We start from the raw sequence: 5,435 nt of genomic DNA, 5'->3' as shown, positions 1-5,435 counted from the left end.
AAGGACAACCCCGATGACCCGACAAAAATACCTGCAGTTAATCCATATTGCCGCCCACAATCTCAAGCTGGACGACACGACTTACCGTCAGATGCTGCACAGGCTAACGGGGGAAACATCGGCAAAAACCCTGAATATCGGTCAACTGGCGCAAGTGCTAAACGCCCTGAAAGCCAAAGGCTTTCGTATCCAGCCAACTCAGACCACGACGAAAAAGCAGACCGACCGTCCGCAAATTCAAAAAATACAGGCCCTGTGGCAGGCAATGGCCGATGATGGCATCGTCCGTGAGGCCTCGGCAAAAGCCCTGGCCCACTTTGTTAAACGGGAAACCGGCTGTGATTCGCCTTACTGGCTGGATAACCCACAGGCCAGTCAGGTTATCGAGAAACTCAAGCAGTGGCAAAAACGCGTGGCGAGGACAACCTCATGCTAGAGAATACCTTCCGCAGCAAAGGGCCGGAGTTATTGGTTGAGCTGGCCGAACACACGGCACAGTCTGTCAGACAGATTATCGACATTGACCCCGCTGTTGCCAGCCAGATAGGTGATGCCGTCGCCAATCAAATGATGCGGGTCTGGGGCGGGCAGAATGTTTATTTTCCGATGGGGCTGATCTGGAAAATTAACCAGCGGGACCGTGAGATATTTGCCGATTTCAATGGGCATAACCATCATGCCCTGGCGCGTAAATACAAAGTCTCACTACAGTGGATTTACTCGGTAGTCAAGCGGGTTAAGAAAGAAGAGCTGGCACGTATTCAGGGCAGTCTGTTTGAAGATAATCAGGCTGGATGATGATTTTTTATTTCACATTAATGAAACATTAGGACGGCATGATGGCTAATATGACACTACCCAAAAATAAATTTGATTACCTCTTTGGTATTAGAGTAGGAGAGAAAAATATAACCTATACGCTGAGTGTCAATGCTAGTGATCCCTGTGAAGCGATAAAAGATTTAAAGGGAGCACTGATATCTCTGGAAGAGAGGAAAAGCTATTTCGCTGAAGGCGAAAATAACACGGTGATGATCGGAAATGTGGCAGCAACATCACGATATAACGCCTGCAAGTAAGCTGTTATTCTGGTACCCGTTGTCCAATTAATACAGGCAGCGGGATCAGTATCTCCCAGAATGGTTCCCCCCCATCTTTATAAGGAACTGTTTCACCAGACCAATAAAGATGTGCTCGGCGATAAAGCTCCAGCACAGGGCAATTACTTTTTACTAGTTCCATATCCCCACGGTGAACCGTTCTCTGTGTAATGACTTCATATATTGAAGCTTTTCTTATTTGATCATTCTCTTTTTCATCTGCCAGTAATTCTCTGAATTGTTTAGCCTCGCTGACTTGTTGACAAGCAAATAATGATTGATACCGCGACGGTTTCTCTGGGAAATGACTACGACGTACTAATTCAAATACCAGGCCAATCATCAAGGCCTTGCTTGCATGGGTCAGGTTTCCCATCATGATGTTAGGGTTATAGAGATAGTTGTAACCGTGTTTCGACAAGCCTTCGGGATACATTTGATTGAGGAAATCAGCTCGTTCAGCTTGTTCAGGTTGCTTAGGAGTATAATCACCTAGTCCAACTAAACAAAAATCAGACACCCCCTTCTCAAACAACCCATTCGCTGAATCCGCTGTATAATACTTTTGCATCCAGGAAAACCTTTTGTTAAATATGATATGCAGCATCATTCTTTTGTTGCTGGGTCTTGGATTGTAATCCTAGCAGGGATATGATTTCAATAATCGGTCGATTTGAGTGATGATTCCTGTTTCACTATGTGTAACTTAATCACCCTGACTTGTCCCAGATAGATCCAGTTTGTCCCAGGTAGATCCACATTTATCGCACGTTTCCCGTTTAAATATCTCACGTCCTATCATTCTGGTATGCTTGGTGGAATGAAAAAGCTACAGTCATCGCTTGGTATGCCGGATATACTTCCTGCTTACGCTGTTGATGCACCAGAAGGGAGTTTAACGGGTTCAAGTGAAGTGACGCATTCTTTTACGGAGCTTTTACTGCTTCATGGAAAACCCTATACTGCACAATCTGGTTATAGACGACTACAACTGCTAGGACTTGCTGAACGTAAATCACGTCCAAGTAGCAAACATCCTGATAAAGAAAAACTATTCTGGTCATTGACAGAAAAAGGATTACAGTTTGGTAAAAATCTAACTGACCCTAATAATCCTCGTCAGACTCAACCTCACTTCTACGATAACCAGTTTCCTAGATTGTTAGGTGTCATGATGAACGGAATTGCAGCAGCATAATAAAACATTGACCTTTTAAATATCCATTGACGAAAGAAGAAATCATGCGCTATAGTTTATTTGCATCTGATAAGTCAGGTGTCGGGATTGACCTCTCGCAGAGAAAACCGCGACATGTACACGCCGCGAGCGTGTTTTTTAATGTCGTAATCTAGCCACAATTCAATGGTGGACTGGATGGGGCAGCTGAAAAGCTGACCGGTTGGTTTTCCCGGTAAGGTCAACCCTGTTCAGTTCACCACCCAAGATTGACCTCAACGGTGGTGAGTAAATTTAGAAAACCATCGGAGGTCTTATGACACTTCAATTATCTACTATTAATCCAAAAGTTACTGTTCATAATGGCAAAGCTATTACTACCTCTCAAGACGTTGCAGATTACTTTGGAAAATTGCATAAGAATGTTATTCAAAAAATAGAATCCCTTGATTGTTCAAGAGAATTCCTGACGGCTAACTTTTCAGCCGTCGTAGTAAAAGTTCAAGCGGGTTTTAATGAACGTGAAATAAAAGCCTACGAAATGACCAAAGACGGGTTTGTATTCTTGGTRATGGGRTTCACYGGMAARAAAGCWGCYCARTTYAAGGAAGCCTACATYGCTGAATTTAATCGCATGGAAGAANAACTTAACAATTCTATCGCTGTAACCGGAGCAACCAATAAAGTTTTACTCACTCTACTWCCMAATGGCAAAGTARATAGTGCCCGTGTTATTCATGACAACGAATATGTTGCCTCACTCGATWCRYTMTTYGARATTGGYCGTCGWGCTGGTTATATGATTATTCACAAAGATGAATTAATCAAAAAACTCTCTGAATAGCTKANTTTTCCTYTAGCACGTCTCCGTTTSAAACGGAAGCGTGCRYCAMATTAACAAAYAYCAATAYTCATTCATCAATTAACTTTGAGGAATTTCTACATGCAAAATTTAATCAATATYGAAACAAAAAACATCAAYRGYGAATTAATCCAKACTGTCAATGCSCGTGATCTACATGCGTTTTTGGAGATTAAATCCAGATTTAATGACTGGATAAAAAATCGAATTAAAGAATATAACTTCATAGAAAACTTAGATTTTATAACGCTTACTAAAAATTTAGTAGGCGGTGGTTCAAGAGTTGACTATCACATTTCCCTTGATATGGCGAAAGAGCTATCCATGGTTGAACGTAACGAAAAAGGGAAACAGGCCAGACAGTATTTTATTGAATGTGAAAGACAGGCAAAAACTGCTACACATGTTATTCCACAAACACGTCCTGATGCACTACGGCTTGCTGCTGAAATGGCAGAGAAAGTTCAACATTTGTCATTAGTTAACAAAGAGCAAAAAACAGAAATTGATTGCTTAAAAAATCTATTCCAGGTTGGTATGACACCCGTCCAGTTTTGCAAACAACTTAATGGCGTAAATATTAACCAAGTCAATTTATTTCTAGAATCGCGTCATTTTCTCTACGATGCTGAAAAGGATATCAGCAAGGCTCATGTCTGGCGTGTTCATTCCTATGCGAGAGATACGTATCTAACCGAATCCACCTTCATCATGACAAACGATTACGGGCAACGCCAGTGTTACAAAATCGTTCTGCTAAAAAAAGGCGCTACATGGCTATATCACCAATATCTCAAAAGTAAGCTACCGATGAAGAAAGACTGGAATGGTGAATTTACTCATGACAAATATAGTCAGGTGGCCTAAGATGACGATGAATCAGGACGTTATTATCGCTCGTATCATTGCCGCATCCAAAGATATTTTTGCTTGCGAAAAAGCCATCGTAACGCTGAAAGATATTTATCATTCTGCCATACGCCAATATTTGATTAAAAATGGTGACCCCAGAGCACATTGTGGTTCACTTAGTCCAGAAAAACCGGAATACGAAGGGGTCATCAAATATACAAAGCCTCACTATAGAGCGTTAATGAAGAAAAAGCGTGAACTCTATAACGCACATCGTCGACACCTCAGAGCAACACAGGCGCTACTCAAGTATCAATCAAAGAAAACGGACGAATAAAGACCGTATTCTACAAATTAATCACATCTAAATATCAATCAAGAGTTAAAAACATGAACCAGCTTAAACAGCAGGAGCTTCGCTATCGCCTAAATAGTGACAGCTTCGCCAGAAAAGACAGCTTTAAAATTATCCCCACCGTGCTAATCATCGCGTTGGCAAGCCTCGTTTTACTGTTAGCAAGATAGGAAGTGATATGAACCCTTACGCTATGCAAGATTACTGGTACGAACAACAGCAAGAAATTGCTTATTGGGAAGACAGACTGGATGACGAAATCAACGAACTTGTCCAGCCTGTTTATGACTGCCTACCTTCATCCGTCATTAGAAAACTTAGTAATGAAGATTTTGACGATATCTGGAAGGCGCTGTTTGACCATTTCAAAAATGAGAACATTCATCGATACAAAGCAATTCGAGCACCTAAGAGGAAATATCTATGAGCAAAACACAACATACCGAAAAAGAAAAAAGTTTTCAACAACAGGTTTGGGGAACGCTTTCTGCCATTAATGTTAACGAAAAGATAGAAAAGAAAAACGGCCTTTCCTATCTCTCATGGGCCTGGGCGTGGGGCGTATTAATGGCTCACTATCCCGAATCCTACTATACCATTGATACTGTTAACTATAACAATGATGGCAGTGCCATGGTCTCATTAACGCTCACGGTTAAACAAGGCGATAACGAATTTCCCCGCAAAATGTGGCTACCTGTGATGGATTACCGGAATCAGGCCATTTCTAACCCTAATGCGGTGGATATCAATAAAACGCTGATGCGCTGTCTAACTAAAGCCATTTCCATGTTTGGATTAGGTTTTTACATTTATGCCGGTGAAGATTTTGCCGGTGAAGATTTACCTGAACAGGAAAAAATCGTGATACAGCAAGAAGTAGCACAACAAAAAGCGCGTTACGACCAGTTAATTCGTGATTTAAAAACCGCCGCAAAGAGGCTGTCGCAAAAGGGGTGGAATTTTTTTTTCAACAATATCCCACCGTGCAGATTTTCTCTTTTTCTGATTTTAGTTTGTACAAATAATAGACTGAAAATCATCCATAATATCAGAGCAACCGCTCTTGATAAGTTATAGGCCATTGCA

10 protein-coding genes are annotated in these 5,435 nt (G+C 41.5%); 9 read left to right on the top strand and 1 reads right to left on the bottom strand.

Annotated elements, in window-relative coordinates:
* The first annotated feature begins 13 nt into the window (after positions 1-13).
* From CBG25_RS20545 to CBG25_RS20535, 3 genes are read left to right on the top strand one after another with little or no spacing between them, the layout of a single operon-like run.
* On the top strand, positions 14-436 hold the full coding sequence (locus CBG25_RS20545; protein ID WP_290608936.1) for a regulatory protein GemA: 423 nt from the start codon (positions 14-16) through the stop codon (positions 434-436).
* On the top strand, positions 430-798 hold the full coding sequence (locus CBG25_RS20540; protein WP_290608935.1) for a Mor transcription activator family protein: 369 nt from the start codon (positions 430-432) through the stop codon (positions 796-798). The genes CBG25_RS20545 and CBG25_RS20540 overlap by 7 nt, the downstream gene beginning before the upstream one ends.
* A 41-nt stretch (positions 799-839) precedes the next feature.
* The gene (locus tag CBG25_RS20535; RefSeq protein WP_290608934.1) at positions 840-1,079 is read left to right on the top strand and encodes a hypothetical protein; all 240 of its coding nucleotides are present in this window, start codon (positions 840-842) and stop codon (positions 1,077-1,079) included.
* A 4-nt stretch (positions 1,080-1,083) separates the two neighbouring features.
* Here the strand turns inward: CBG25_RS20535 and CBG25_RS20530 are convergent, their stop codons facing one another.
* Positions 1,084-1,620 (bottom strand): DUF2441 domain-containing protein, encoded by a 537-nt coding sequence (locus tag CBG25_RS20530; protein ID WP_290608933.1) that lies wholly within the window; start codon positions 1,618-1,620, stop codon positions 1,084-1,086.
* 300 nt (positions 1,621-1,920) lie between these two features.
* Between CBG25_RS20530 and CBG25_RS20525 the strand changes: the two genes are divergently transcribed.
* The 6 genes from CBG25_RS20525 (at position 1,921) to CBG25_RS20500 (ending at position 5,426) form a co-directional block, all read left to right on the top strand.
* A complete protein-coding gene (locus tag CBG25_RS20525; protein WP_290608932.1) occupies positions 1,921-2,298 on the top strand; it encodes a hypothetical protein in 378 nt (125 codons plus the stop codon).
* 295 nt (positions 2,299-2,593) lie between these two features.
* Complete coding sequence (locus CBG25_RS20520) at positions 2,594-3,121, top strand: Rha family transcriptional regulator (RefSeq protein WP_290608931.1); 528 nt, start codon at positions 2,594-2,596, stop codon at positions 3,119-3,121.
* Between the two features lie 99 nt (positions 3,122-3,220).
* Positions 3,221-4,006 (top strand): antA/AntB antirepressor family protein, encoded by a 786-nt coding sequence (locus CBG25_RS20515; RefSeq protein ID WP_290608930.1) that lies wholly within the window; start codon positions 3,221-3,223, stop codon positions 4,004-4,006.
* 1 nt (position 4,007) lies between these two features.
* Positions 4,008-4,328 carry a hypothetical protein gene (locus CBG25_RS20510; RefSeq protein WP_290608929.1) on the top strand — a complete coding sequence of 107 codons (321 nt, stop codon included), beginning with the start codon at positions 4,008-4,010 and terminating at the stop codon, positions 4,326-4,328.
* Between the two features lie 196 nt (positions 4,329-4,524).
* The gene (locus CBG25_RS20505) at positions 4,525-4,773 is read left to right on the top strand and encodes a hypothetical protein (protein ID WP_290608928.1); all 249 of its coding nucleotides are present in this window, start codon (positions 4,525-4,527) and stop codon (positions 4,771-4,773) included.
* A complete protein-coding gene (locus CBG25_RS20500) occupies positions 4,770-5,426 on the top strand; it encodes a DUF1071 domain-containing protein (protein WP_290608927.1) in 657 nt (218 codons plus the stop codon). Before CBG25_RS20505 ends, CBG25_RS20500 begins: the two co-directional genes overlap by 4 nt.
* Positions 5,427-5,435: the final 9 nt, after the last annotated feature.

Source organism: Arsenophonus sp. ENCA (assembly GCF_002287155.1).
Lineage (GTDB): Bacteria > Pseudomonadota > Gammaproteobacteria > Enterobacterales > Enterobacteriaceae > Arsenophonus > Arsenophonus nilaparvatae.
This window is presented reverse-complemented; position numbering and strand designations above follow the sequence as displayed.

Bases quoted from the DNA above. Each gene is read 5' to 3' on its own strand.
- CBG25_RS20545 (WP_290608936.1), top strand. From the start codon at position 14: ATGACCCGACAAAAATACCTGCAGTTAATCCATATTGCCGCCCACAAT.
- CBG25_RS20510 (WP_290608929.1), top strand. From the start codon at position 4,008: ATGACGATGAATCAGGACGTTATTATCGCTCGTATCATTGCCGCATCC.
- CBG25_RS20505 (WP_290608928.1), top strand. From the start codon at position 4,525: ATGAACCCTTACGCTATGCAAGATTACTGGTACGAACAACAGCAAGAA.
- CBG25_RS20525 (WP_290608932.1), top strand. From the start codon at position 1,921: ATGAAAAAGCTACAGTCATCGCTTGGTATGCCGGATATACTTCCTGCT.
- CBG25_RS20500 (WP_290608927.1), top strand. From the start codon at position 4,770: ATGAGCAAAACACAACATACCGAAAAAGAAAAAAGTTTTCAACAACAG.
- CBG25_RS20540 (WP_290608935.1), top strand. From the start codon at position 430: ATGCTAGAGAATACCTTCCGCAGCAAAGGGCCGGAGTTATTGGTTGAG.
- CBG25_RS20535 (WP_290608934.1), top strand. From the start codon at position 840: ATGGCTAATATGACACTACCCAAAAATAAATTTGATTACCTCTTTGGT.